The organism is Martinezella sp. CNPSo 3890, assembly GCF_057784455.1.
The window spans coordinates 26,626-51,161 of the sequence record NZ_JBXSOR010000005.1; the positions used below are offsets into that span (position 1 = coordinate 26,626).

Annotated in this window: 26 protein-coding genes; 14 read left to right on the forward strand and 12 right to left on the reverse strand. The window is 58.8% G+C overall.

Annotation, left to right across the window (positions count from 1 at the left end):
- Positions 1-182: 182 nt before the first annotated feature.
- A complete protein-coding gene (locus tag AC13RC_RS14760) occupies positions 183-488 on the reverse strand; it encodes a hypothetical protein (RefSeq protein WP_488557579.1) in 306 nt (101 codons plus the stop codon).
- Between the two features lie 30 nt (positions 489-518).
- The gene (locus tag AC13RC_RS14765) at positions 519-740 is read right to left on the reverse strand and encodes a hypothetical protein (RefSeq protein WP_488557580.1); all 222 of its coding nucleotides are present in this window, start codon (positions 738-740) and stop codon (positions 519-521) included.
- A 283-nt stretch (positions 741-1,023) separates the two neighbouring features.
- Here AC13RC_RS14765 and AC13RC_RS14770 point away from each other — a divergent pair, with 283 nt between their 5' ends.
- The 3 genes from AC13RC_RS14770 (at position 1,024) to AC13RC_RS14780 (ending at position 3,348) form a co-directional block, all read left to right on the forward strand.
- The gene (locus AC13RC_RS14770; RefSeq protein ID WP_488557581.1) at positions 1,024-1,581 is read left to right on the forward strand and encodes a GNAT family N-acetyltransferase; all 558 of its coding nucleotides are present in this window, start codon (positions 1,024-1,026) and stop codon (positions 1,579-1,581) included.
- A gap of 82 nt (positions 1,582-1,663) precedes the next feature.
- Positions 1,664-2,623 carry an acetylxylan esterase gene (locus AC13RC_RS14775; protein ID WP_488557582.1) on the forward strand — a complete coding sequence of 320 codons (960 nt, stop codon included), beginning with the start codon at positions 1,664-1,666 and terminating at the stop codon, positions 2,621-2,623.
- Entirely contained in the window at positions 2,620-3,348 is a 729-nt protein-coding gene (locus AC13RC_RS14780) for an esterase family protein (RefSeq protein ID WP_113351171.1), read from the forward strand. Before AC13RC_RS14775 ends, AC13RC_RS14780 begins: the two co-directional genes overlap by 4 nt.
- Positions 3,349-3,369: 21 nt before the next feature.
- Here AC13RC_RS14780 and AC13RC_RS14785 read toward each other — a convergent pair whose 3' ends face one another.
- Entirely contained in the window at positions 3,370-3,558 is a 189-nt protein-coding gene (locus tag AC13RC_RS14785) for a hypothetical protein (protein WP_113332651.1), read from the reverse strand.
- 354 nt (positions 3,559-3,912) lie between these two features.
- Here AC13RC_RS14785 and AC13RC_RS14790 point away from each other — a divergent pair, with 354 nt between their 5' ends.
- Positions 3,913-6,249 (forward strand): glucose/quinate/shikimate family membrane-bound PQQ-dependent dehydrogenase, encoded by a 2,337-nt coding sequence (locus AC13RC_RS14790; RefSeq protein WP_488557583.1) that lies wholly within the window; start codon positions 3,913-3,915, stop codon positions 6,247-6,249.
- 48 nt (positions 6,250-6,297) lie between these two features.
- Here AC13RC_RS14790 and AC13RC_RS14795 read toward each other — a convergent pair whose 3' ends face one another.
- The 6 genes from AC13RC_RS14795 to AC13RC_RS14820 form a co-directional block, all read right to left on the reverse strand.
- Complete coding sequence (locus AC13RC_RS14795; protein WP_488557584.1) at positions 6,298-7,584, reverse strand: DUF763 domain-containing protein; 1,287 nt, start codon at positions 7,582-7,584, stop codon at positions 6,298-6,300.
- 108 nt (positions 7,585-7,692) lie between these two features.
- Positions 7,693-8,436, reverse strand: a complete 744-nt coding sequence (locus AC13RC_RS14800) for an aspartate/glutamate racemase family protein (RefSeq protein WP_113351169.1) — start codon at positions 8,434-8,436, stop codon at positions 7,693-7,695.
- A 4-nt stretch (positions 8,437-8,440) separates the two neighbouring features.
- Positions 8,441-9,259, reverse strand: a complete 819-nt coding sequence (locus AC13RC_RS14805; RefSeq protein ID WP_488557585.1) for an ABC transporter permease — start codon at positions 9,257-9,259, stop codon at positions 8,441-8,443.
- A gap of 1 nt (position 9,260) precedes the next feature.
- Positions 9,261-10,172 (reverse strand): ABC transporter permease, encoded by a 912-nt coding sequence (locus AC13RC_RS14810; RefSeq protein ID WP_488557586.1) that lies wholly within the window; start codon positions 10,170-10,172, stop codon positions 9,261-9,263.
- A gap of 68 nt (positions 10,173-10,240) precedes the next feature.
- A complete protein-coding gene (locus tag AC13RC_RS14815; protein ID WP_113332657.1) occupies positions 10,241-11,539 on the reverse strand; it encodes an ABC transporter substrate-binding protein in 1,299 nt (432 codons plus the stop codon).
- A gap of 32 nt (positions 11,540-11,571) precedes the next feature.
- Positions 11,572-12,660 (reverse strand): ABC transporter ATP-binding protein, encoded by a 1,089-nt coding sequence (locus AC13RC_RS14820; RefSeq protein ID WP_488557587.1) that lies wholly within the window; start codon positions 12,658-12,660, stop codon positions 11,572-11,574.
- Positions 12,661-12,928: 268 nt separating this feature from the next.
- On the opposite strand from AC13RC_RS14820, the gene AC13RC_RS14825 reads away from it, so the two are divergent.
- Positions 12,929-13,642, forward strand: coding sequence for a GntR family transcriptional regulator (locus AC13RC_RS14825; protein ID WP_113351203.1), 714 nt, complete (start codon positions 12,929-12,931; stop codon positions 13,640-13,642).
- Between the two features lie 60 nt (positions 13,643-13,702).
- The gene (locus AC13RC_RS14830) at positions 13,703-14,905 is read left to right on the forward strand and encodes an amidohydrolase family protein (protein WP_488557588.1); all 1,203 of its coding nucleotides are present in this window, start codon (positions 13,703-13,705) and stop codon (positions 14,903-14,905) included.
- A gap of 31 nt (positions 14,906-14,936) precedes the next feature.
- Here the strand turns inward: AC13RC_RS14830 and AC13RC_RS14835 are convergent, their stop codons facing one another.
- Together AC13RC_RS14835 and AC13RC_RS14840 are read right to left on the reverse strand one after the other, a co-directional pair.
- Positions 14,937-15,071: a hypothetical protein gene (locus AC13RC_RS14835; RefSeq protein WP_257714007.1), complete on the reverse strand. Its 135-nt coding sequence runs from the start codon at positions 15,069-15,071 to the stop codon at positions 14,937-14,939.
- A gap of 363 nt (positions 15,072-15,434) precedes the next feature.
- Positions 15,435-15,698 (reverse strand): hypothetical protein, encoded by a 264-nt coding sequence (locus AC13RC_RS14840; protein ID WP_113351164.1) that lies wholly within the window; start codon positions 15,696-15,698, stop codon positions 15,435-15,437.
- Between the two features lie 182 nt (positions 15,699-15,880).
- On the opposite strand from AC13RC_RS14840, the gene AC13RC_RS14845 reads away from it, so the two are divergent.
- The 6 genes from AC13RC_RS14845 to AC13RC_RS14870 all read left to right on the forward strand — a co-directional run bounded on the left by AC13RC_RS14845 (position 15,881) and on the right by AC13RC_RS14870 (position 21,975).
- Positions 15,881-16,588 (forward strand): FadR/GntR family transcriptional regulator, encoded by a 708-nt coding sequence (locus AC13RC_RS14845; RefSeq protein WP_210296226.1) that lies wholly within the window; start codon positions 15,881-15,883, stop codon positions 16,586-16,588.
- Positions 16,585-17,751 (forward strand): PLP-dependent transferase, encoded by a 1,167-nt coding sequence (locus tag AC13RC_RS14850; RefSeq protein WP_488557589.1) that lies wholly within the window; start codon positions 16,585-16,587, stop codon positions 17,749-17,751. The genes AC13RC_RS14845 and AC13RC_RS14850 overlap by 4 nt, the downstream gene beginning before the upstream one ends.
- A 41-nt stretch (positions 17,752-17,792) precedes the next feature.
- Positions 17,793-19,052, forward strand: coding sequence for an ABC transporter substrate-binding protein (locus AC13RC_RS14855; protein ID WP_488557590.1), 1,260 nt, complete (start codon positions 17,793-17,795; stop codon positions 19,050-19,052).
- 90 nt (positions 19,053-19,142) lie between these two features.
- A complete protein-coding gene (locus AC13RC_RS14860) occupies positions 19,143-20,078 on the forward strand; it encodes a carbohydrate ABC transporter permease (RefSeq protein ID WP_488557591.1) in 936 nt (311 codons plus the stop codon).
- A gap of 3 nt (positions 20,079-20,081) precedes the next feature.
- On the forward strand, positions 20,082-20,912 hold the full coding sequence (locus tag AC13RC_RS14865) for a carbohydrate ABC transporter permease (protein ID WP_113407750.1): 831 nt from the start codon (positions 20,082-20,084) through the stop codon (positions 20,910-20,912).
- A gap of 4 nt (positions 20,913-20,916) precedes the next feature.
- Entirely contained in the window at positions 20,917-21,975 is a 1,059-nt protein-coding gene (locus AC13RC_RS14870; RefSeq protein ID WP_488557592.1) for an ABC transporter ATP-binding protein, read from the forward strand.
- A 22-nt stretch (positions 21,976-21,997) separates the two neighbouring features.
- On the opposite strand, the gene AC13RC_RS14875 is transcribed toward AC13RC_RS14870, so the two are convergent.
- Complete coding sequence (locus tag AC13RC_RS14875; protein WP_488557593.1) at positions 21,998-23,143, reverse strand: M24 family metallopeptidase; 1,146 nt, start codon at positions 23,141-23,143, stop codon at positions 21,998-22,000.
- 224 nt (positions 23,144-23,367) lie between these two features.
- Between AC13RC_RS14875 and AC13RC_RS14880 the strand changes: the two genes are divergently transcribed.
- Both AC13RC_RS14880 and AC13RC_RS14885 read left to right on the forward strand, forming a co-directional pair.
- Complete coding sequence (locus AC13RC_RS14880; RefSeq protein ID WP_488557594.1) at positions 23,368-23,595, forward strand: DUF1127 domain-containing protein; 228 nt, start codon at positions 23,368-23,370, stop codon at positions 23,593-23,595.
- A gap of 68 nt (positions 23,596-23,663) precedes the next feature.
- A complete protein-coding gene (locus AC13RC_RS14885) occupies positions 23,664-24,515 on the forward strand; it encodes a helix-turn-helix transcriptional regulator (protein WP_488557595.1) in 852 nt (283 codons plus the stop codon).
- Positions 24,516-24,536 lie beyond the last annotated feature (21 nt).

Below are 24,536 nucleotides of genomic sequence, written 5' to 3' on the forward strand. Positions count from 1 at the left end.
CGCATATCCGAACAGTCGGCCTGATATGACAGTCTTCCGCACGCGGGATGACAGTTTTGTCGATCTTGAGCCGCAATTATATTGCGGCCGATTGCCGGCGTCGTGCTACGTGCATGCGATAGGAAAGAATAGTGCCGAAAATGCGTTCGCGGCGCGTATGGCAACTGCTTGATAGGGCAAGTCTAGTTTTGCAGAAAAATCGAAGGCATCAGGTTGGCCCGAGCCGAATAATGTGGCTGGCCGACGACATGGGATATCACCAGCGCATAGACCAGGATAGAGCCGACTACGATGACGATGCCGCTAATGGGAAGCCCAATTTTTGACTTGGGAGCCGGCGACGTATCCGGCGGATTCGCGCGGCCGGCCTTTCGGGTGGTTTGATCCGCCGTTGCAAGGGGAAGCTGCAGCTCCCTTTCCATGCGAGCCTGCGCATCAAGGTGCTTGCCGTATCTCGCTGCGGGCCGAAACTGGATGACTTCGCCCATTTCTCACGCGGTCCCTTTCACCGCTTTCGGTTATTGGCCATTTTCCTGGCTGTTGTCATTATTGCCGTAGTCGACACGAACCACGACCTTTTCCGGTCGTTGCTCGCCATGCTGAACGATCACAGTCACGATACAACGATTCTCACGTGGCTTGACGGATAGGAGGCGTCCCTTGGTCGTCGACAGAACCTGATCCACCGCACTCGAGCAATCCTGAACATTGTAGGTGCTTTGAGCGATTTGACCTGCCATTGCGGAACCTGCAATCGAAATTCCCGCAAGTATCGTTAGGACCCTGATCATGCTTCCACTATACCTCAACGAATGCAAGGAAGCGACAGCAGTTCGCAACAAACCAAGTCTATTTGCGTCATCTTTCCAGCTGTGCGGCAGAAAGCACAGAGGTTAATATCGGTAGGCAGATATAGACTTTCATGATGAATTCATCGATGGAGATACGGCGCAGCCTGCCGCCCCGTCAAAGATTGTGCGCGATCGCGCAATCGAGATCAATCCGTTCGTCCCTGGGAGAACGATGCTTACTCTGGAAACCTCCCGGCTCGTTCTCAGGCCTTGGCAGGATAGCGACCGCGCTCCTTTTGCAGCCGTAAACGCGGACGCGCAGGTTCGGCAATATTACTATCCGAGCCTGCTCACGGCTGCCGAGACAGATGAACTGATCGATGAAGCCAACGCGCAGTTGGCCAACGAAGGTTTCGGCTTCATGGCCGTCGAGCGGAAAGCCGATGGCGCACTGATTGGCGGCGCGGGTCTTTCACGCCGTGGTCCGGAAGTTCCGGGCGATTTTCCATTGGAGATCGGTTGGATTCTGGGGCGTGCATACTGGCGGCAGGGTTACGCGGCGGAAATCAGCCGGCGTTGCCTGGATTTCGCCTGGCAAGAGCTGCAGGCTGATTGCGTGATCGGCTATACGTCGGCGATCAACATTCCTTCCCGCCGCGTGATGGAGAAAATTGGCATGATCTATGTCGAGGGCGGTGATTTCGATGACATCACCGTGCCGCCAGGCCATATTCTGCGACCGCACGTGCTCTACCGCATCGACCGTCCCAAGCAGAAAATCCATGAATGAACAGGAGTAAGCCGCGCCGAAAGCCTGCGGATCGGCCATCCCTATTCTTGCGTTCCCCGTCCTTTCACGCGAAATATTTGCCATGAGCATACCGACATCCCACCCCTTCGATTTCGATCCGACCTATGGCATGCAGCTTGCGCAGTTGCAGGCGATAGAGACGCCGGAAGCCCCGGCGGGCTTCGACGATTTCTGGCAGCAGCGCTACAGGGCGGCTCTCGCCGTCGATCCGCAACCCAAGCTTCGCCACAGCAAGCTGCGCCACGACAATTGGCACGTCTTCGATATCAGCTACGCGTCGGCAGGGTTATTTCAGATCAATGGCTGGCTGCTCATTCCCCGCAGCGGACAGGTGCGGCGCGGCCTCGTTGTCGGACACGGATATGGCGGAAGAGACCAACCGGAATTCGATTGGCCGGTGGAAGAAACGGCGATCCTTTTTCCCTGCTGCCGCGGGCTTTCCCTCAGCGCCAGCCCGAAAATCCCCTCGGACGCATCGGGCCATGTTCTTTGCGGTATCGAAAACCGCGATACCTATGTCATCGGCGGCTGCGTGGAAGACATTTGGCTCGCCGTCTCGACATTGGAGACCCTCTATCCGTGGCTTGCCGGCCATATCGGCTATAGCGGCATCAGTTTCGGTGGCGGCATCGGTGCCCTGGCAATTCCTTTCGATGCGCGGATCAGGCGCGGCCATCTCATCGTCCCCACTTTTGGCCACCGGCAGCTATGGCTGACACTGCCAACAGTCGGCAGCGCCCAATCGGTTCAGGCCTATCAGCAAAAGCACGGCAGCGTTCTCGATACACTGCGGTTCTTCGATGCTGCGATCGCCGCGCAGCGCATCACTGTGCCGATGCTTGTCGCACCCGCGCTTTTCGATCCCGCCGTCGCACCACCCTGCCAGTTCTCTGTCGCAAATGCGCTGCAGAAATTTAACGAAATCTTCATTCTGGATGCCGGTCACTTCGATTATGCTGGCGGCGAGCAGCAGAACGCAATTCTGCGAGACAAGGTCGGGCAATTCTTCAAGGTGCTATGAACCGCGAATACCTATGCTGGTACAGTCCTCGGCTGCATCGCGACATGGAGTTGCTGGTGTTCGGCCATGCCGGCGCCAAGGTATTGGTATTTCCCACCCGCGACGGTCGCTTCTGGGAATATGAGCAGGTCGGCATCGTCGCCAGCCTCGCGGACAAGCTGAATGCCGGACAGCTTCAGCTCTACTGCATCGAGGGACTGGCAACCGAAACCTTCTACGGTTTCCATCGCCATCCAGCCGAGCGCATTCGCAGACATAATGCGTTCGAGGAATATATTCTCAACGAAGTCCTGCCGCTGATGGCGCAGAAGAACGGGCACGAGTGCACCATCGTTCACGGCTGCAGCCTCGGTGCTTTCCAAGCTGCGAGCCTGGTCTTTCGCCACCCTCACCTCTTCCGCAAGCTGGTCGTCTTTTCCGGCCGTTACGACCTGACGACGAATGTCGAATCCTTCACGGATCTATTCGACGGTTATTACGACGACGATATCTATTTTCACACCCCGACGCATTTTCTGCCGAGACTTGCCTGCGAATGGCGGTTGGAGAGCCTGCGCCAGATCGACATCGTGATGGCGATCGGAGATGCCGATCCCTTCCTCGACAACAATCGGTATCTGAGCCACTTGCTAGCCGACAAGCGGATCGATCATCGGCTGCATGTATGGGATGGGCGCGCCCATCAGGCAGGCGCATGGCGGCGAATGGCGCCGCTCTACATCTAGCGAAAGCGCATTTCCGGTCGCTCAAGCAAGCCCGACCGGGATCGGCCGTAGCACCTTGTGCGTGCCGTAATCACGCTCGTGAGATTTGCGATGCTGCCGTTCGGAGCTTGCGGAAAACTCGACAAGAATACGTTCCATCATGCCATCCGGATAAGTGCCGGTGTCCTCGGTTGCTACTTCCGATTGGGCAGTCACGATCTTCATATTCATTTATAGTCCTCCGGCTCTGCACGGAAACCCTTGATTCCAATATCTGTTCCATTAGTATCTCAACAATTGTTAAAAAATTAACTACGTTCGTTAATCAAATCAGTCCACAGATCCTAAAGCTTGAACGGGTGAGTGGATTGGAACATTCTCGCAATCGTGACGTTCAGTCTCTGATTTGATTAGGGGGATTGATGAACCGATCCAAATCGCCCTGGGCGTGGCTCCTCTCGTTGCCGGCGAAACTACAGACACCGATTTCGTTATAGCCAGCCGTCGAGGTCCGGAGGGACCTCGCGCGAGTTTGCAAGCCTTCGAGTAATCACTGTCTCATCGACGGTTAGATTGGAGCAGATCATGGTCCTCGTAATCACATCGATCATCCTCGCACTTATCGGTCTGGCGCTCGGCGGCGGTGGGCTGTGGCTTGCACTGCTCGGTGGAAGCCTTTTTTATCTTTTGGCCGGTCTTGCCTTCCTGGTAACCGCCATCCTGCTTTATACGCGGAAAGCCGCCGCGCTCTGGTTCTACGCGATCTTCGTGTTGGCAGCGCTTGGATGGGCGATATGGGAGGTCGGTTTCGACTGGTGGCAACTCGGCCCGCGCGGCGGGTTGATCATTCTGATCGGTCTGTGGCTATTGACGCCATGGGTCCGGCGCCCGCTGGGCTTTCGCAGCCTGGACGGCGTTCACTACGGGGCAAATCCCTGGCCGCTCGCGATCCCCTTGATCATCGCCATCCTCGCGGCCGTCTATTCGATGACGACCGATCCGCACGATCTTTCCGGCGATTTGCCGACGGCAACAGCCGCAAATGCCCCGATGGGCGGCGATGTGCCCGATGGTGAATGGCATCAGTATGGCAGAACCTCCTTCGGCCAACGTTATTCGCCCCTCGATCAGATCAATGCGCAGAATGTCGCGAACCTTAAGGAAGTCTGGCGCTATCAGACCGGCGATGTGAAGCGTCCCGACGACATTGGCGAGACGACCTATCAGGTCACGCCGCTGAAGATCGGCGACACGCTCTACATCTGCACACCCCATAGCCTGGCGATCGCCATCGGTGCGACGGACGGCAAGGAAAAATGGCGCTACGATGCCAATGCCGGCATGAACCCCAACCGCCAGCATCAGACCTGCCGCGGCGTTTCCTATTACCATGACACGGCAGTTGCCGCAGGCGCGCCGTGTGCCGATCGCGTCTATCTGCCGACCTCGGATGCCAGGCTGATCGCGCTCGATGCCGCCGACGGCAAGGTTTGTCCGAGTTTTGCCAATCAGGGCACCCTGCATCTTGAAACCGGCATGAAATACAATCCGGCGGGCTATTATTATTCGACCTCGCCGCCCGTGATCGTCGCCGACAAGATCATCATCGGCGGCGCGGTGAATGACAATTACTCCACCCAGGAGCAATCCGGCGTCATCCGCGCCTTCGATGCCCGGACCGGCGCACTGCTCTGGAACTGGGATTCGGGCAATCCCGATCAGACGGCGCCGCTGCCTGCCGGGCAGACCTATACGACCAACTCACCGAATAGCTGGTCGGTTTCCAGCGCCGACGAAAAGCTCGGCATGGTTTATGTTCCGCTTGGCAACCAGACACCCGACCAGCTGGGCATGGGCCGCAGCGCCAATGTCGAACGCTTCTCCTCCTCGGTTGTGGCGCTCGATATCAATACCGGCCAGCTCAAATGGGTGCAGCAATTTGTCCATCACGATCTCTGGGACATGGACGTGCCGGCCCAGCCCGTGCTCGTCGATCTGACCAAGGCCGACGGCAGCACGGTTCCTGCGCTGGTCGCCTCGACCAAGCAGGGCGATATCTACGTGCTCGATCGCCGCACCGGCGCGCCGATCGTTCCCTTCAAGGAAATTCCCGCTCCCGGCGGCACGATTCCCGAAGATCACGCCTCACCGACACAGCCGATCTCCGATCTGACCTTCTCGCCGCCGCCCTTACAGGAAAAGGACATGTGGGGCGTCTCGCTGTTCGATCAGCTCGCCTGCCGTATCTCGTTCCATCAGCATCAATATGAAGGCCGCTACACACCGCCTTCTTTGCGCGGCTCCATCATTTTCCCCGGCAATTTCGGCACCTTCAACTGGGGCAGCGTCGCCGTCGATCCCGAGCGGCAGATCATGTTCGGCATGCCGACTTATCTCGCCTTCACCTCGCGACTGGTGCCGCGCGCCGAGATCCCGCCGAAGGGAGCCGGCGATAAGGGCAGCGAACAAGGCCTGAACCGAAACGAAGGTTCACCTTATGGCGTCTATATGGGTCCGTTCGTCAGTCCGCTCGGCATCCCCTGTCAGGCACCGCCCTGGGGCTATGTCGCCGGTGTCGATCTGAAGACCGGCAAGATCGCCTACAAGCACAAGAACGGCACCGTCCGCGACATGACGCCCCTACCCCTACCGTTCAAGGTCGGCGTTCCCGGCATTGGCGGGCCGATCGTCACTAAGGGCGGAGTAGCGTTCCTTGGGGCGGCGGTGGACGATTATCTCAGGGCCTATGACGTAACGACCGGAAAACAGCTCTGGCAGGCGCGTCTACCGGCGGGTGGCCAGGCGACGCCGATGACCTATACCGCCAGCAACAGCAAGCAATATGTCGTCATGGTGGCCGGTGGTCACGGTTCCGTCGGAACGAAACCAGGCGACTATGTGATCGGCTATACGCTGCCATGAGCTGATGATGGAGCGGCGCTAAGCCGCTCCTTCTGCCGATGCCCCGGCTTAGCGCCTGGAAGAGCCGAAGTTGCTCTCAGCACCATCGTCCCCGACGTCCACGGGAGGTTCCCAGCCGAAGACGCTGCGGCCGCCATAGGAGAAGGAGCGGTCGAATTCGCCGGCTACGATCTCCTTGAGATCGGGGCCGGTGACATAGCGCTCCAGTATTCTCGATTGGTCATCCAGGCGCTTCAGCGCCGATAATTCTTCATCGCGACCGAGACGCCCTTTCCTGACCGCTGATTTCATCACGTTGATGGTCTCGTCATAGACCTTCAGCGGCACGGGAAAGGGATGCCGGTCTTTGCCGCCATGGGCGAGCGAGAAGCGCGCGGGGTCGGAGAAGCGACAGGGTGCGCCGTGAACAACTTCGGCGACCATTGCCAGTGCCTTTACCGTGCGCGCGCCGACGCCGGGCGTCAGAAGCAGATCCTCGAAATCCACCGGACCACGATCGGCAGCCGCGGCGAGATTTCCGTGCAGGCGCCGCATGTTCACATCTTCCTGACGCACGTCATGATGTGCCGGCATGACAAGATATGGCAGCATGGGCTGCGCTTCTTGTTTGCCGATTGCTGGAACTTTCCCTTCCAGGGCGTTGAATTCGCGGACGATTTTATCTGGCCCCAAGGAAGCGAGCAAATCGAGCTGACCGTTGCGGGAGTGGCCGGCGCGTCGATCGGCGAGATTGATGATCTCGCCCTGCTCGCGCCCCTCGATGGCGGAGTGTGGCGAATCCAGGAAGTTCGTCAAACCCTCCGATAGCCAATGATACCGCCGCGCCTGCCGCCGTTCATCGTTCATGCCCTGCTGGATGACGACCCACTTGCCGTCATCGGCGACGATGAAACCATGCAGATAGAGATCGAAGCCATCCTGCACGGCCGCGCTATCCACCTTCGCGATCAGCCGGCTTTTCATGGCAAGGGACGCGCCGTCGAGGCCGACGCGATCGCCGATATGGATGAGCTCGTCCGGCGTCTTGCGCGACTGCGCACCGCGGCCGCCGCAAACGTGGATTCCGAGTTCGCCGGAAAGCGGCGTCAGACCGCGCTTCAAGGCACCGAGAACGCTTGTCGTGATCCCCGAGGAATGCCAATCCATGCCCATGACGGCGCCAAAAGACTGGAACCAGAAAGGATTGGCGAGACGGCGAAAGAGCTCGTCACGCCCATAATGCTGTACGATCGCTTCGGTGATGACGGCGCCCAGGCGCGTCATGCGATCGCCGAGCCAGCGCGGTACGCGTCCGCCATGCAGGGGAAGATCAGCTTTGCCGGCTCTCTGTGCCAAATCCACGACTCTCGTTCTTTACCGAGACATTGTAGTCCCGGCAGCGAAGATATGCCAATCGCAACGCTTAGCGATCATTGGAGGTGGTACTGTTGGATTGTGATGAGATTAGGCCAATACCGGTGCCGGTGCAAAATCCTGCATTGCCCCCGAAAAGGGCTTTGGCAATGGCGAGGCGTAGGAACTGCGCTTGCTGGTGGATAGTCCCAGAGACACCAAAGCTTCGGCCTGCTTGACCGCTGCGGCGACACCATCCACGACCGGGACGCCGTAAATCGACTGTAGTTCTCTTGCCAGATCGGTCATCCCGGCGCAGCCGAGGACGATGGCTTCTGCTCCGTCTTCGGCAAGCGCGCGCTCGATTTCCGCCCTCAGCTTTCCGATTGCACCCGAAGACGAATCTTCAAGCTCGAGCACAGGGATGTCGGAGGCGCGTACCTTTGCCCGCGCGCCCATGCCATAACGATGGACAAGATTGTCGATGAGGATGCGTGACCGCTCGAGCGTCGTCACCACGCTAAAACGCTGTGCCAGGAACCCGGCCGTCGCGACGGCCGCCTCGCAGAGACCGACGACCGGAACGTCGCAGAACATGCGTGCGGCCTCCAGGCCGGTGTCGTCGAAGCAGCAGATGATCGCGGCGTCATAACCTTCAGCCTGCCTCTCCTTCAGCTCGCGCAGCATGCCGGGCACGGCAATAGCTCCATCGTAATAGCCCTCGATCGAAGCCGGCCCCATCTGCGAGGTGGCGGCGATGATCTCGGTGCCGGGGCCTGCTACAGCACGCGCAGCGATGGCCGCCTTTTCCGTCATGGAAACGGTGGTATTCGGATTGATGAGCAGCAGGCGCATGATCTCAACTTTTCTTGGCTTGACGGCCGAGCATGGTCATGACCGCAAGCGCCAGCAGAATGATGGTGAAAGAGAAGAGCGTCGTCACCGTCCCGAGCGCATAGAGCACCGGCGTCGTGACGTTGGTCGTCATGCCGTAGATCTCGAGCGGCAGGGTGTTGTAGGTGCCTGATGTCATCAGGGTGCGAGCGAACTCGTCGTAAGACAGCGTGAAGCCGAAGAGGCCGACGCCGATCAGGCTCGGTGCGATCATCGGCAGCACGACATGACGGAAGGTTTGCCAGGAGCTGGCGCCAAGATCGCGAGCGGCCTCCTCATAGGCCGGCGAAAACCGGTTGAAGACTGCAAACATGATCAGCACGCCGAAAGGCAAGGTCCAGGTCAAATGCGCGCCGAAGGCAGAGGAATACCAGGCCGGCGCAATGCCGCCCTGCTGGAAGACGACGCCGATCCCGAGCGAGATGATGATGGATGGGACGACGAGGCTCGCAACCGTCGCATAGAACAGGAATGTCGATCCGCGGAACCGGCGGCGAAAGGCTAGCCCTGCCAGCAGCGACACAACGACGGTGACGATCATGACCATGACGCCAAGGATCAGCGAGCGCTGGAACGAGGCGCCGAAATCGCCGACCGCCTGCTTCTCAAAAAGATTGGCGAACCAATGCAGTGAGACGCCATTCAACGGGAAGGTCAAGCCGCCATCCGGCCCCTGGAAAGACAGGATGATGACCGCCGACAGTGGGCCATAGAGAAACAACACGAAGATCGTGAAGAAGATCGCGAGAACATAAAATTCCAGGCTGCGCTTTTCACGGTTCATCCTAGAGCTCCTTGCGGATATCGACGATACGCAGGATGGCGGCAACCATCAGCAGCACGACGATCAGCAGCACGACCGCATTGGCGGCGGCTGCCGGATATTGCAGCAGCGACATCTGGTTCTTCATCATCAGCGCGATGGATGCGCTTTGGCCGCCCGACATCACCTGCACAGTGGAAAAATCCGCCATGACGAGCGTGACGACGAAGATGCTGCCGATCGCCATTCCGGGCTTGGCCAAGGGGATGACCACATCCCACAACACCTGCCATCCGCTGGCGCCGGCATCGCGCGCGGCTTCAAACAGAGAACGGTCGATACGCATCAGCGTGTTGAAGATCGGAGTGACCATGAAGAGCGTATAGAGATGGACCATGGCGAGCACGACGGCGAAATCGGAATAGAGCAGCCATTCGATCGGCTGCGGGATGAGGCCCATCTCGATCAGCGTCGAATTGACCAGCCCGTTGCGCCCGAGCACCGGAATCCACGAGATCATGCGGATGATGTTGGACGTCATGAAGGGCACGGTGCAGACCAGGAAAAGGATCATCTGCGTCGACGTTCGGCGAATGTGAAAAGCCAGAAAATAGGCGACCCAGAAGCCGATGAAAAGTGTCAGCGCCCAGACAATTGCTGTGAATTTCAATGTGTTGAGGTAGGTTTTCCATGTAACCCACGAACCGAGCGTATCGGTATAATTCGTGGTTAGGAACGCCGGATAGAGGCCAGCGAAATCATAATCCCAGAAACTGACGATGCCGATCATCGCAATCGGCAACAGGAAGAAGAAGCCGAGAATGAGAAAGAGCGGCGTTGCCTGCAGATAGGAGACGGCCCAGCCGGGCACGGCAAAGCCGCGTCGGGCCTTCTGAGTTCCCTGCTCCGTATCCGAGGAAGCGATTGTCGCCATGGTCCGGCTTCTCCATTGATAGGATCCTCCCCCCGTATCGGACGAGGAGAGGAAATGATCGATCGCACCTAGGCAGCGATGAATTCGTTCCAGCGGCGGACCATGTAGCGATCCTCGTCCATGACCGAGTTCCAGCAGGCAACCGCACCCATGCGGGTTTCGAAGGAACCGCCATCGCGAACGGCGCCGGCCTTCTCCATCACCTTGCCTTCCGGAGAGAGGATATCGCCCTGAGCCGGCTTACCTTCGATCCAGTAACCCCATTCGTCAGCCGACATGAAGTTCTTGGCCGTTTCCATGCAGGCAGAGTAGTAGCCCTGACGGTTGAGGTAGCCGCCGACCCAGCCGGAGGTGTACCAGTTGATATACTCGTAAGCCGCGTCGAGCTGCGCACCCTTGAGATGCGAAGCAAGGCCGAGACCGCCGCCCCAGGCGCGATAGCCTTCCTTGAGCGGCTGGAAGGTGCAGGCAATGCCCTTGGAGCGGACAGCAGCGACCGCAGGCGACCACATGGACTGAATAACCACTTCGCCTGATGCCATCAGGTTGACGCTTTCGTCGAAGGACTTCCAGAAGGCGCGGAACTGGCCGTCGCCCTTGGTCTTGATCAGGAAGTCGATCGTCTTGTCGATTTCCGCCTTCGTCATGTTGCCCTTGTCGGCATATTTGATCTTGCCGGCGGCTTCCATGATCATCGCGGCATCCATGATGCCGATCGATGGGATGTTGAGGATCGCGGTCTTGCCCTTGAAAGCAGGATCGAGAATGTCGGCCCAGCTGTTGATCGGACGGCCGGTGAGGTCCGGGCGGATGCCGAGCGTATCGGCGTTGTAGATGGTTGGAACCATCGTCATCCACTGCGTCGGCTCCTTGGCGAACTTCTTGGAGCCCTGTCCTTCGACGAAGCCGACGGTGTGCGGCGCCGTGCCCTGCGCAATAACGCTATCCGGCTTCAGCTTGCCGGTGATGAAGAGCGGCACGATCTTGTCATAATATTTCAGCTTCTTGACGTCCATCGGCTGCAAGACGCCGGTCGGGAAGACCTTTTTGGCGATCCAGTATTCGATATCGGCGATATCGTAGCTGTTCGGCTGCGTCACCGCACGCTGCGCGGCGGCATCGGAATCGGTTGCGGTCATCTCGAGCGTAATGCCGAGATCGGCCTTGCACTTCTCCGCAATGGCATTGATGTTCGAAACGCCGGTACCGAACTGGCGCAGCGTGATGTTCGATTGCGCCCAGATGGTCGGGAAACCGGTGATTACGCCGGAGCCGGCCATAGCGCCGAGAGCGGCAGCGCCGGTCTTCAGCAGCGAGCGGCGGGAAATGCCCTTCGTGGTCTTCTCAGTCCTGGTTTCAGTCGTCATGTCAGTTCCCCTTTATTTAATGCTTCGGATTTTCATGCGGATATACGGCCGAGAAGGATTGCATCCTCCTGAGCCCAACTCAGCGAGACAGCATCGCCAACGGTGAGCGATTTAGTCGCATCGTCGTCATTGCTTGCGATGACGGTGAAATCGTCGCTGCCAGCACCGATAACGGTGATCTTCAGCGTTGCGCCGCGATATTCGATATTGGAGACGACGCCATTGAAGCCCAGCCCTTTGTCCGATGGCGGCGAAAGCCGGACGCGGTCGGTGCGGACCGCGATATCGACGGCTTCGCCGACGGCCCGGCCTGACCCGTTTACGGAGAAGCCCTGCCCTTCAGGCACGGTCATGGTGATCAAGCCTTCTTCGCTCGACGTTACGCGGCCGGACAAGACATTATGATCACCCATAAAGCGGGCAACGAAGGCCGTTGCGGGGTGTTCGAACACCTCCCGCGGCGATCCTGCCTGCTCGATCCGGCCGTCATTCATGATGACCATGATATCGGCAAGCGCCATCGCCTCTTCCTGGCTATGCGTGACATGGACGAAAGTGATGCCGAGCGACTTCTGCAGCTTCTTCAGTTCTGCGCGCATGCGGATCTTCAGGAAGGGATCGAGCGCCGAAAGTGGCTCGTCGAGCAGCAACGCTTCCGGATCGGTGATCAGGGCGCGGGCAAGCGCGACACGCTGTTGCTGGCCGCCTGAAAGTTGGGCCGGACGGCGTGTGGCGTAGGCTTCCATCTGCATCAGCTTCAGCATTTCGAGCGCCTTTGCGCGGCGCTCTTCCTTGGCAACGCCCTTCATCTTCAGGCTGAAGGCGACATTGTCGATAAGATCCAGATGAGGAAACAGCGCATAGGACTGGAACATCATCGCCGTGCCGCGTTTGGCGGGCGGGAAATCGGTAACTACGGTATTGCCGAGCCTGATATCGCCGGAGGAAATCCCCTCGTGACCAGCAATCATGCGCAAGGTCGATGTCTTGCCGCAGCCGGAGGGGCCGAGGAAACAGCAATAGGAACCCGCCGGTATCTTCAGGCTGATCGCATGGACAGCCGTGGTCGTGCCGTAGACCTTCGAAACGGACGCTATATCGATCTCTGCCGCTTTCGACATCATCTTCCCCTTTGGTTTGGGAAAGACACTGCATCAATCGTGCCAGTTTTGTCGGAGGTTGACTAACCGGCTGGAATTTCTGAATTTTTTCTCCGTAAATAAATTTTGCCTTCTGATAGGCAATTAGGAATCTGCACAGGAAATAGGCTATTGTGCGCGATTTATGCAAAATATTGTATACATTTTACCGGCTTATTTGCATCAGATTTCGTTTAACTTCCGCGCGAAACCTGTCTATCATTGCAGCCAGTTACTCAGGCTACCGATCATGAACTCTTCAACAGATGCGCTTTTGACGCCCAGCGACGCCACCGATAGCGGCGCGCAACAAATCCGCGAGGCCATTCGCGACGCGATCGTGGAGCGGCGGCTCGCACCGGGCACGAAACTGTCCGAGAGCGATGTTGGCGCTCTCTTCAACGTCAGCCGGACACTGGCACGTGCTGCCCTGCAGGCTCTTTCCTATGAAGGGCTCGTCAGCGTCGAGAAAAACCGAGGCGCTTTCGTCGCCTATCCATCGCCAGAGGAAGCCCGACAGATATTCGCCGCGCGCCGCCTGGTCGAACCGGGGATAGTGCGATCGGCGGCCGAACACATCACCGCGGCCCAGCTCGCACAGCTCCGGCAGCTCCTCGTGGAAGAAGGCCGCCTTATGGGAGAGCGGGGTCAATCCGCGCGCCGGGCCGAGATCAAGGCCTCGGGCGACTTCCATCTGATGCTGGCGGCCATTTCCGGCAATCTCATCATGCAGCGCTTCATGGAGGAGCTTGTTGCTCGCTCCTCGCTGGTGATTGCACTTTATGGACAGTCAAGCGCCTCCAGTTGCGGCCATTCCGAGCATGGGGACATCATCACCGCGCTGGAGCGCAAGGATGTCGACACGGCCTGTCATCTCATGCTGCATCATATCGCGCATATCGAAGCCGATCTTGACCTACGTGAGCGCAAAAGCTTCGGCCTGAAAGAGGCTTTCGAGCGGTAGGACATCCGCTGCCCAGGCATTTCGCGCGCGACTGGTGGCCATCGATTCATGGAGAAAAAATTGAGCACGATCGAAACTCTCTTTACCCGGGCCAAACTTGCCGACGGTTCCATCAAGGACATCGGCGTCACGGGCGGGCGGATCGTGTCGATGACCGAGACTGGAGCACCGATTTCTGCCTTCCAGCTCATCGACCTTGAAGGTGCCCTCGTCGTGCCGGGCTTCGTCGAAGGGCATATTCATCTCGACACCAGTTTTTACGGTGATGCCTGGATACCGCACAAGCCGTGCACCAACGGCTTCGACGTCCACGAACGTGTTGCCTTCCAGGCGCAAAACATGGCGCAGGCCGCGCCGATGGACGAAAGGGCCAGAAACCAGCTCGAACTCTGCATTGCCAACGGCAGCACGCATATGCGCAGTCATGTCATGGTGGACGGTTCCGTTGGACTGAAATCGCTGGAGACCGTGCTTGCCGTGCGCGAAGAATACCGCGACCTGATCGACATCCAGCTCGTTGCCTTTCCGCAAAGCGGCATTCTGAAGAGCCCCGGCACGCCAAAGCTCTTGGATGAGGCGATCGCCTTGGGAGCTGACCTTGTGGGCGGGCTCGATCCGGCAAGCTTTGACCGCGATGTCGAAAAACATCTCGATGTGGTTTTCGGCGTCGCCGAGAAGCATGGCGTCGATGTGGACATCCATCTTCATGACGGCGGCACGCTCGGTTTCTTCACCATCGAGCAAATCTGCGCCCGCACGCGCGGTCTTTCCATGGGCGGGCATGTCGCGATCAGCCACGCCTACGGACTTGGCGATCTCTCGATCGAAGCGGCCAAGCGGGCTGCGGCCCTCATCGCCGGGAGCGGTGTCTCCATCATGACGAATGCGCCAGGCGCCCATTCCTTCCCGCCCGTCGCCTTGCTTCGGGCTGCCGGTGTCACTGTTTTCAGTGGCAGCGACAACATCCGCGATTCATGGTGGCCCTATGGCGACGGCGACATGCTGGGCCGCGCGATGATGATCGGCTATCGGTCCGGCTTCTATACCGACGAGGAGCTGAAGACCGCCTTCGATGTCGTGACGGAAAGCGGCGCCAAGGCCCTGCGCCTGGAGGGTTATGGCTTGAAGATCGGCGCCAAAGCCGACTTCGTTACCTTGAAGGCGGAGCATATTCCCGAGGCGGTCGTCGCAGTGCCGAAAGGACGCGCGGTCTATAAGGCGGGCAAACTCGTCGCCAAAGATGGGGCCGTCGTGCGGCGCTGATCAGGCACCAGGACTAGGAATCGGCAGCCTGCTACCGCTTCAACTCTCGCTCGAATTTCTCGATCTGCTGCAGAACCCATGGGTCGTCGGCGGAATGTTGGATCGTTTCCTGTTCCGGCCGCCGTCTGCGACGTATCCAATCGATGAAGGCGCGAAGCAATCGCATGTGGGTATCCGAGTTTTTCAGTATCTGCGAGGCCCGGCAACCAGGCTCGAAAACCAATAGAAGCCGGACCTCGACGACCGCAAGGCGTTGCGGTGATTGCCTTTTTGCCCGTGGGAAAATGAACGCTGGCTGAATATATTGCACGGCACGATAGTTTCCTCGCATCTTTGCAGCCGCTAGGAGAGAGCCCGCAAACCAATCTCATTTCACGAATGAAGAGCTTTTTTACTTGAGCGTACCGCTATCGGCAAAACTGACCTAGCCGGGAGAGAAGACGACCGTTAGACAATGCCGCGTCGCTTCCGATTTCCCCGGAGCGGCACAAGCTTAGCCTCGCCTGTGCGGGGCTTTTTTCTTTTCGGCCTATGCTTTGCTGCGTCGCGGCTCGCCGCCCGGTGCATAAATCGTGTCCTGCTCGAAAGGAAACACCGAGCCGCACCGGCAGCGCACCATATGCTTGCGCGGATCGGTCGATGGCCGTTCCGTGGAAAAGCCGCGCGGCATCTCGTCTATCTTGAAATCGCGGCTCGTCGCCCGACGATCGTCAGTTTCGGAAACTTCAGCAAAGCCGGTGTGGTCGCATTTCGCGCATTCCAGCTTCCGTGAATATCGATCTCTTGCGGCCATTCTCTTCCAGCCCGGGACTCACAACACGTTCCTTCTATCAGCGCTGCCGGTGCTCTTGAAGGCCGCAAACAACCTTCGTTACCGCTCGCTTTCCGTCCTTAAAAATTTAAGGGCTGGAAAAATGACCGTGCCAAGAAAAAGATATTGACCTGATGGCAGATGTCAGACCAATTTACTGTCCCATGACAAAACCCGTGCTTACCCCTCTTCCTTCCATCGACCGGACGCAGCAAGTCATCGAGGCGCTGTCGACCTTCATCGAATCGTCCAAGCTGCAGGCAGGCGACCGGCTTCCGACCGAGCGCGAGCTGATGACCGCGCTTTCCGTGGGGCGCTCCACCATTCGCGAGGTGATCACCTATTTCCAGGCGCTCGGCGTCATGGAGACGCGCAAAGGCAGCGGCACCTATTTGCTGAAGCCGGTTTCGAAGGCGACGATCCATATGCCGCTTTCCTTCAACCCGTCACATCTGCGCGATGCGCTGCTGCAGACGCTGGAGGTCCGCCGCGGCATTGAATGCGAGGCCGGCATGGTGGCTGCGAGAAAGCGCACCGACGAAGACCTCGTCATCATCGAAGAGAAACTCAACGAGATGGAGCGCGTCCATATGGCCAAGGGCACATCGGGGCCTGAGGATCTTGCCTTCCATCTTGCCGTCTATGACGCCACGCATAACCCGCTGTTCCGGCAGCTTCTCGAACAGATGAGAGAAACCTTCGAGCGCTTCTGGGAGCATCCTTTCGATCGGCAGGATTTTGCTCGCCGCTCCTTTCCCTATCACCGCACGCTGTTCAACGCGATCGTCGACCAGGATCCCGAAGCAGCGCGCGCCGAAACACTGAAAATTCTCGACGTCGTCGAGGAAGACATCAAGGAAATGTCCCAATGACCGACGGGCTAGAGCCGTTCGAACTTGCATCCCTTATTACAGCTCACGACGACGGCAATTTTGCCGAAGCCGTCGTACCGCCGATCTTCCAGACGTCGCTGTTCACTTTCTCGAACTATGACGAAATGATCGCCTCCTATCGCGGCGAAAAGGTGCGGCCGATCTATACGCGCGGTCTTAACCCGACGGTGCGCATGTTCGAGGAGATGCTGGCGAAGCTGGAGGGCGGCGAGGATGCGCTCGGTTTTGCCAGCGGTATGGCGGCGATCTCATCTGCAGTGCTGAGTTTTGTCGAGCCGGGCGATCGGATCGTTGCGGTCAAGCATGTCTATCCCGATGCCTTCCGCCTCTTCGGCACGGTTTTAAAGCGCATGAAGGTGGACGTGACCTATGTCGATGGTCGCGACGAAGAAGCGGTCGCTAAGGCGCTTCCCGGCGCCAAGGTGTTCTACATGGAAAGCCCGACGAGTTGGGTCATGGAAGCGCATGATGTCGGCGCGCTCGCTGCACTCGCCAAACAGCACGGCGTCGTCTCGATGATCGACAACAGTTGGGCAACTCCCTATTTCCAGCAGCCGCTGAAGCTCGGCGTCGATCTCGTCATCCATTCCGCTTCCAAATATCTCGGTGGGCACAGCGACGTGGTCGCGGGTCTCGTTGCCGGCTCGAAGGAGATGATCGCTCGCCTGAAAGCCGAAGCCTACCCCTATCTCGGGGGCAAGCTCTCGCCGTTCGACGCATGGCTCCTGATCCGCGGCCTTCGCACCCTGCCGATTCGCATGAAGGCGCATGAGGCGGCGGCGCTGACCATCGCCAAACGCCTGCAGGAGCTCGATGTCGTTGAGCAGGTCTGCCATCCGGGCCTGGCCAACCGTCTGCCATCCGGCCTGAACGGCACCTCGGGCTTGTTTTCTTTCATCTTCCGCGACGGCGTCGATATCCGCGCCTTTGCCGATCGCCTCACGCTCTTCAAGCTGGGTGTGAGCTGGGGCGGACATGAGAGCCTGATCGTGCCGGGCGAAGTCGTGCTGCAGCAGAAGGCGCAGCCGAATTCGGCGCATACTTTTGGCATCAATCCGCGCTCCGTACGTCTCCATGTCGGCCTCGAAGGAACCGAGGCCCTGTGGAAGGAACTCGAGGAGGCAATCGCCGCCGCCTCGTGACATCGTCAATCTGAGAGGAAAATCCAAAAAGGGGAACCAACATGAAAAGACTGATAACGGCAGCACTCTTTACCGCTTTGATGGGCGGCACCGCCTTTGCCGATACGACTCTGAAGCTCGTGGAAGTCATCACCAGCCCGGAGCGCACCGAGACGCTCAAGTCGATCGTCGCAAAGTTCGAAGCCGCGAACCCAGGCACCAAGGTCGACATCATCTCCCTGCCCTGGAACGAGGCCTTCCAGAAATTTGCCACCATGGTCTCTGCCGGCGATACGCCCGACGTGATGGAAATGCCGGACACCTGGCTCTCGCTCTACGGCAATAATGGCATGCTCGAAAGCCTCGAGCCATACCTCGCCAAGTGGGAACATACGAGTGAACTGACGCCCCGCGCGCTTCAGCTAGGTCGGGATGTCAAGAACACCGCCTATATGCTGCCCTACGGCTTCTATCTGCGCGCCATGTTCTACAACAAGAAGATCCTGAAGGATGCCGGCGTCGCCGAGCCGCCGAAGACGATGGACGAATTCGTCAAGGCATCCGAGGCGATCTCCAAGCTGCCCGGCAAATACGGCTATTGCATGCGCGGCGGTCCGGGTGGTCTCAACGGCTGGATGATCTTTGCCGCCTCCATGGCCGGCGACAACAAGTACTTCAAGGATGACGGCACATCGACGATGAACACCCCCGGCTGGGCCAAGGGCATCGAATGGATGGTCGATCTCTACAAGAAGGGTTATGCGCCGAAAGATAGCGTCAACTGGGGCTTCAACGAAGTCGTTGCCGGCTTCTATTCCGGCACCTGCGCCTTCCTCGATCAGGATCCGGACGCCCTGATCGCAGTCGCCGAACGCATGAACAAGGATGATTTCGGCGTAGCGCCGCTGCCGAAGGGTCCCGATGGCAAGTCCTTCCCGACCATCGGTTATGCCGGCTGGTCGATGTTCGCGACAAGCCAGAACAAGGATCTGTCCTGGAAGCTGATCGCGACCCTTGAGGGCAAGGAAGGCAACCTGGAATGGAACAAGAAGATCGGCGCCTTGCCGGCCTATACGGCCGCGGAAAAGGACCCCTTCTATGCCGGCGATCAGTTCAAGGGCTGGTTCCAGGAACTGGCCGACAAGGACACCGTGCCCACTGTCATGCCGACCTATCTTGAGGAATTCGCCTTCTTCAAGGATTCCCTCGCCATCAAGACCTCGCAGCAGGCATTGCTCGGCGATATCGCGGCGAAGGATCTGGCCGACCAATGGGCCGATTATCTGACCAAGGCCCAGCAGAAATTCCTGGCCAAGAAATAGAACGCACATGTGGCGGCGGAGCGATCCGCCGCCATCTCTGCCCAATTGAAACAGACGGCGTTCGAACGCCGCGAACGGGAACTCTTGCAGATGACTTCGATCACCGACACGCTCGACAGGCGTCACGACCGCAGGCCGTGGCTAAAGCGCCTCGCCGACGCCTCGGAGCCCTATCTCTACAGCGCCCCTGCCCTCATCCTCATCATCGCCGTGATGCTGGTGCCGCTGGCAATCGGCATATCCTACGCCTTTCGCGATATTCAACTGCTCAATCCGTTTTCCGGCAGCTTCATCGGCCTGGAACATTTTCGCGATCTCTCCAAGGATAAGGCCTTCTACTGGGCACTGAAGAATACACTTTGGTGGACGGGCGCCTCCGTGGTGCTGCAGTTCATCTTCGGGCTGATCCTGGCACTTCTGTTGGACAAACCTTTTTTCGGCAGATCGATCGTTCAGGCGCTGGTGTTCCTGCCCTGGGCCGTTCCCTCGTTCCTCGCCGGCCTCAACTGGTCCTGGCTGTTCAACCCGGTCATCGGACCGATCCCGCATTGGCTCTATGCTATGGGCCTGATGAGCGAGCCGGGCAATATTCTCTCCGATCCGAACTACGCGATGTGGGGGCCGATCATCGCCAATGTCTGGTGGGGCATTCCTTTTTTCGCGATCACGCTCCTGGCAGCCCTTCAGGCGATCCCGCGCGATCTTTATGAGGCGGCTTCGATCGACGGCGCCGGCTGGTTCGAGCGCTTTCGTTCGATCACGCTTCCTTTCCTGGCGCCGACCATCGCCATCACGATCCTCCTACGAACGGTCTGGATCTCCAATTTCGCCGATCTCATCGTCGTCATGACGGGCGGCGGCCCGGCGGATCGGACGCAGATCGTTGCGAGCTACATCTTCACCCAGGCCTTCAAGCGGCTGGATTTCGGCTATGCCTCGGCCATTGCCCTGGTGCTGCTGGTCCTCCTGCTTGCCTATTCCATGCTGATCATCCTGCTGCGGCAGACCCTGCTGAACAAGGATTGAGCCATGAGACGATCCGTCCTTCCCACCATCGCGCATCGACTGGCCATTCTTTGCTACGTTGCCTTCGCACTCTTCCCGCTCTTCTGGCTGTTGAAGGTCTCGGTGACGCCGAATGATCTGCTCTATACCGAGGGTGTACGCATGTGGCCGTCGCGCACGACCTGGGAACACTATGCCTTCGTGCTGCAGCACAGCGACTTTCCGACCTTCTTCAAGAACAGCCTGATCGTCTCCGCCTCGACGGCGATCGCGGTGACCATCTGTGCGTCGCTCTCCGGCTATGCGCTCTCGCGCTTCAATTTCCGCGCCAAATACTGGATCGTGGCGCTGATGCTGCTGACGCAGATGTTTCCGCTGGTCATGCTGGTAGCGCCGATCTTCAAGATCCTGACGCCGCTGCACTTGACCAACAGCCTGACCGGCCTTGTCATCGTCTACACGGCTTTCAACGTGCCTTTCGCCACCTTCCTGATGCAATCCTTCTTCGACGGCATTCCGAAGGATCTGGAGGAGGCTGCCATGATCGACGGCGCGACGCAGTTCACCGCCTTCCGGCAGATCATCCTGCCGCTGACCTTGCCAGGCATTGCCGCAACGCTCGGCTTTGTCTTCACCGCCGCATGGAGCGAGCTGCTTTTCGCGCTGATGCTCATCAACGGCAATCAAGCCGCGACCTTTCCGGTCGGGCTTCTCACCTTCGTCTCGAAATTCTCGGTGGATTTCGGGCAGATGATGGCGGCGGGCGTCATGGCGCTCATTCCGGCCGCGCTCTTCTTCCTGCTCATCCAACGCTATCTCGTGCAAGGCCTGACGGCCGGCGCGGTCAAGGGTTAGTCATATGGCATCGATCGATATTCAGAACGTCAAAAAAGCCTACGGCCACGTGCAGGTGCTGCATGACATCGATCTCAGGATCAAGGATGGGGAGTTTGTCGTTCTTGTCGGCCCCTCGGGATGCGGCAAGTCCACCCTGCTTCGCATGATCGCCGGCCTTGAGGACATCAGCGGCGGCGAAATCCGCATTGCCGACAATCGTGTCAACGAGCTGCATCCGAAGGACCGCGATATAGCCATGGTCTTTCAGTCCTATGCGCTATATCCGCATATGAATGTCGCCGGCAATATGAGCTACAGCCTGCGGCTGCGGAAGGTGGCCAAGGATGGTATTGCCACGGCTGTCGCCGGTGCGGCATCCAAGCTCGGTCTCGATCCGCTGCTGGAGCGCCGTCCGAAGGCGCTTTCCGGTGGCCAACGCCAGCGTGTCGCCATGGGCCGCGCCATCGTGCGCCAGCCGAAAGCCTTCCTCTTCGACGAGCCGCTGTCGAATCTTGATGCTCGTCTTCGCGAGCAGATGCGAGCCGAAATCAAGAAGTTGCATCGCGATCTTAAAGCGACCTCGATCTATGTGACTCACGATCAGATCGAGGCGATGACGCTGGCGGACCGCATCGTTGCCATGCATGGCGGGGTGGTTCAGCAGGTCGGCAGCCCGCTCGAACTCTACGACCGCCCCGCCAATCTCTTCGTGGCCGGCTTCATTGGTTCGCCCGGCATGAACTTTCTCGATGCGACTTACGAGGGCAATGCCGTCAAGCTCAGGGATGGCACGCTCGTTTCGCTTCCGGCGCCGCTTAAATTAGTAACCGCTGCGAAGATTTCGCTCGGCATTCGGCCTGAGCATGTCGTGTTATCGTCCGACCCGTCCGACATGACGGCCAATGTCGAACTTATCGAACCCACCGGCTTCGGCATCATCCTGCATCTTTCGCTGCACGGCTTTCCGTTCAAGGTATTCACCCTGGATCGCACTGCTTTGAGTATGGGAACGCAAGTGAACGTCTCCTTCCCGGCGCAGCATCTGCATGTCTTCGATGAGGATGGAAAAAGGGCGGCTTGACGGCCGCCCTGTCTGGAAATTCTCAGCTCGCAAAGGGCTCCGTCGGTCCGTTGGCCGGCTGTGTGAACCAGTGCGGCCCATCCGACGCCATATAGATGTGGTCCTCGAGCCGGATGCCGAATTTCTTCGGAAAGACGATCATCGGCTCGTTTGAGAAGCACATTCCGGCCTGCAGCACCGTCGTGTTGCCGCGCACGATATAAGGCTCTTCGTGAATTTCGAGGCCAAGGCCGTGACCGGCGCGATGCGGCAGTCCCGGCAGCTTGTAATCGGGGCCAAGCGAGTGTCTGGCGAGTACAGCGCGCGCCGCATCATCCAGGCTGGAGCAGGGAGTGCCCAGCTTTGCCGCGTCGAAAACGGCCTGCTGCGCCTCCCGTTCGATCGCCCATGCATCCTCGAAGGCGCTATCGCCGCTCTTCAGCTTGTAGGTCCGCGTCAGGTCGGAATGATAGCCGTCGATGCGGGTACCGGTATCCACCAGAATCACGTCATCTTCGCCAAGCGTCTGATCGCCGTCGGCGCCGTGCGGCAGGGACGTGGCTTCGCCGAAGGATACGATGCAGAAGGTCGAGCCACCATCGGCACCTGCCTCGCGATGCCGCCGATCGATGAATTCGACGACTTCCGACGCGTGAATTCCCGGCTTGAGTAAGGCATGAGCCTGCCTGTGTACGTCCAGCGTCAGGTTCATGGCATATTGAATGAGCGCGATTTCGGCCGGAGATTTGATGCGGCGCATACCGTTGATAATCGGCCCACCATTCACAAGTCTTTCAGCTCCAAGCTCGGCCGCCAGGGCGTTGTAGAAATAAAGCGGCATGCTGTCGTCGAGCGCCAAGATGCCGGCATTTCCGAGCAAGCGGGCGATCAATGCCGCGCTGCTCTCTTCCTCCTGCCATTCCAGGATTTCGGCCGGTAGATGCGGCAGGGTTTCCACCCTGCTACGCTCAAAGCCCGGTACGATGTAGTAGAGTTCTGTCGGCGTCACCAATGCGCCGAGAAACCGCTCGCTCGCATGCCAGACCAGACCGGTGAAATAGCGGAGGCTTTCGGTCGGCCCGAGCAGCATTCCGGCCCATCCCCTTGCATCAATCCGGTTTCGAAGGCTTGAAAGGCGCTGTTGTCTTTCCTCCGCGGTGATCCGGGGTACTGGATGTTGCCACGACATTCCTACTCTCCTTAATGATCGTCGCCCTGCATAGTGTGATTGTCGCAACATGCGGAGCAGCGCCGACACTATCGTTGCTGCAAGACTTATGTCGACAAGGAAAATACAAATATAATCACTTTCCCGAAAGGCTGCAGCCGCGTTCGATTGCTAAATTATCTGACAGCGCGAACACGGCTCCAGTGGTTCACTGCTCTCATCGAAGCAACCGATGGAGTATCGCCATGCAAGCCACAAACATCATCACCTCTTCCGAACCGGCCGGCGTTTTCCGCAAGGCTCGACGCTCGCCTTTTTCGGCGTTGCAGGACCTTGCACGCATGCTCGCACGCAAGATGGTCGAGCGCAGGAACCGCAATGCGCTTCTGGAACTGTCGGACGATCAGTTGAAGGACATTGGCCTTTCCCGCGGCCAGAATGGGAGCGATGTCCATATTTACAGTCGCTACTAAAAATGGCGCAGGATGTGCTAAGCTCCGCTGGTGCGACGGGCGTTAACGCCGGGATGGGGAAGTTCGGCATGTCAGAAATTTCGACCGCCTTGCTGCTGAAGACGAAAACCGTCGTCATCCGCGATATCGTCTGCAATGGCGAATGCCGGCATAAGAGCGGAGAGGAGTGCGCCCACAAAACGAGCCTCGTCTATCCCTATCGTGGCGTCTTCAAGCGCCACGTCGGCCAGAGTGATACCGTTGCGGAAGCAAACCAGGTGTTGTTCTTCAATAAGGGACAGGGATATCAAATCAGTCATCCCGTTGACGGCGGTGATTCCTGTCTCGATCTCAGCATAGACGAGAGCATCCTTCACGAGCTCGCGCCGAAAGAACAGGTTCAACCCGGTGAAAGCGTTATCTTTCGCCGCCAGCGCCGACGCATAGATCCGCGCGCGCAGGCGCTCGTGGCGATGCTTCGCCATGGGCTCAGCCGCAATATAGCCGAGAGCCTTGAAGGCGAAACGCTGGCATTGACTCTGGTGCGCCGTTCGCTCGGCGAGCGGACGTCGCATGCCGCCGGCGCAAGTTCCGGCCGGCAGAAGCTCGTCGATCGGGCAAAGCTCGTTCTGTCCTCCGATCTTGCCCGCCGCTGGACGCTTGCAGAGATCGCCAGGGATGTCGGCGTCTCGCCCGTCTACCTGACACAGGTCTTCCAGCAGGTAGAAGCCATCCCTCTTTATCGCTATCAGCTGCGGCTTCGGCTGGCACGCGCGCTCGATCTGCTCGCTTCCTATGACGACCTGACCATGCTCGGGCTTGATCTCGGGTTTTCCAGCCATAGCCATTTCAGCGCCGCGTTCAAACAGACCTACGGCCTGACGCCAGCGGAATTCCAGCGCTCCGCACAGTTGAAGCCCAAGCGCTACGCGGTTCGCTAAAGATTCCGACAGCGCCGACAT